The sequence below is a fragment of the Pseudonocardia sp. DxW genome, assembly GCF_058448985.1.
Map to the genome: position 1 here is coordinate 1 of NZ_JBZFLK010000064.1, position 1789 is coordinate 1789.

General features: G+C 65.5%; 2 protein-coding genes. Both read right to left on the minus strand.

The window, feature by feature from the left end:
* Nucleotides 1-67: 67 nt before the first annotated feature.
* Nucleotides 68-349 (minus strand): hypothetical protein, encoded by a 282-nt coding sequence (locus ACVJO7_RS33940; protein WP_491676362.1) that lies wholly within the window; start codon nucleotides 347-349, stop codon nucleotides 68-70.
* The coding region (istA, locus tag ACVJO7_RS33945) for an IS21 family transposase (protein ID WP_491676363.1) at nucleotides 346-1789 on the minus strand (1444 nt) is incomplete at its 5' end. The genes ACVJO7_RS33940 and istA, both read right to left, overlap by 4 nt.

The following is a 1789-nucleotide window of genomic DNA, read 5'->3' on the forward strand; positions in this document are numbered from 1 at the left end:
ATCATCAACTTCTCGGGGCCCGCCTCACCGCAGCGACACGACCCCAGTCCCGGGCCCGGCCACACCCTCACCTGCACTCCGTTTCCGGAAGAGCCTCCAATCCTCGTTCCTCGATCCGATCCACGCGACGTAGATCTGCCCCGGGGTAGCGCAGACCGGCCCGCCGGATCAGCCCTTCGACCTTGGCGTGGTTGAACGTCTGGTGCGCCTCATCGACGACCAGTCGCAGTCGGTCATCGAAGCCCATCCCCAACACGAGGTTCTCGTCTTCACTCTCAAGCGCCTCCAGGAGGGCGGCAGCGCCCATCTCCCGCAGCTTGCGCTTCGTCTCACCGTCGGTCCCGCTCATTTCGCGCCCCCTTGTGCGTAGTAGGAGGCCCCACGGACATAGCCGCCGTGTTCGACGAGTTCTTCTCGTGGCGGCCTCAGGCCGGCGGCCTTGTCCTGACTGGTCGCCAGGATCGGCTGAACGTGGGCATAGCGCGGGGAACGGACCGGTCCGGCCAAAGCGATCCGGCACGCGGCTTCCACACGCTCCGCGGAAAAGCGTCGTGACAGCCGCAGCACCGACAATGCGGCATCGAGTCCCTGCTCATCCACCGGCACGGACTCGAAGATCCTGTTGACCACCGCCAGGGCGGAGGGTCCGATCCGCTCGGCCCATTCCCGCACTCGCGGGGCATCCCACGGCTGATATCTCGCACCGGTGGGCAGGTCAGCATCGTTCGTCCGATATTCGTTGGCCGACCCTTCGGGAAGCAGCAGGTGGCTGCTCAGCCGTTCGGTGCCGCGGTAGGCCTCCAGCACGCGGTCGGTGATCCTCAGATCGACTTTCGTACCGATATGCGCCACCGGGACCGAGTAGTGATTGCGTTGCCAGCTGACGTGTCCGTTGCGCGCCGCCCGCCGGCCATAGACCCAGTGGCTGATCTCGTAGGCCACCTGCGGCAGGGGTGTCAGCAACGGCTGCTCCTCAGCGGCGAACACGCTGGTCCGGGAGCCTGGTCGCTTCTGGAACGGCTCAGCGTTGTAGGCCGCCACCCGTTCGGTGATCGCTGCTTGAAGTTCCGGCAGAGTCGCGAACTGTCGGTCTCGTAGGCCGGCGATGATCCAGGTCGCTATGTGCGACACGGTGTTCTCCACGCTGGCCTTGTCTTTCGGCGCTCTGATCCTGCCTGGCAGCACGGCCGCGGAGTAGTGCGCGGCCATCTGCCTGTAGGCGTCGTTGAGAACGATCTCGCCTTCGCGGGGATGCTTGAGTACCCCGGTCTTGAGGTTGTCCGGCACGATCCGTGGACTCGATCCGCCGAAGGCTTCGAACATCGCCACATGGGCCCGCAACCAGCTGTCCTGCTTCATATCCAGGGTCGGGGCCACGAACGCGTACCGACTGAACGGCAGACACCCCACGAACAAGTAGACCGTGGTCTCCTTGCCGGTGGCGGGGTCGTGCAGGCCCATCGTCGGTCCGGACCAGTCGACCTCGACCGTCTGTGCCGCTTTGTGCCCCACCCTGGACGCGGCGCCGGTGACGAGGACGTGACGTTGGTACGTCCGGCAGAATCGGTCGTAGCCCATCGCCGGCGTCCTCGCCGTGGTGCAGTCATCGGTGTACTCGCTGTGCAGCAGCTTCAGCGTCACACCGACCCGAGCCAGCTCCTTGTGGACCTGTTCCCAGTCCGGCTGGGCGAACACGCTCTGACCCGAATCCGCGAGTAGCGACGGGCCTGCCGGTGGGGAGATGACGATAGGTGCCCGCTGACCTGCGATGATCGTGTTTGCGAAGACA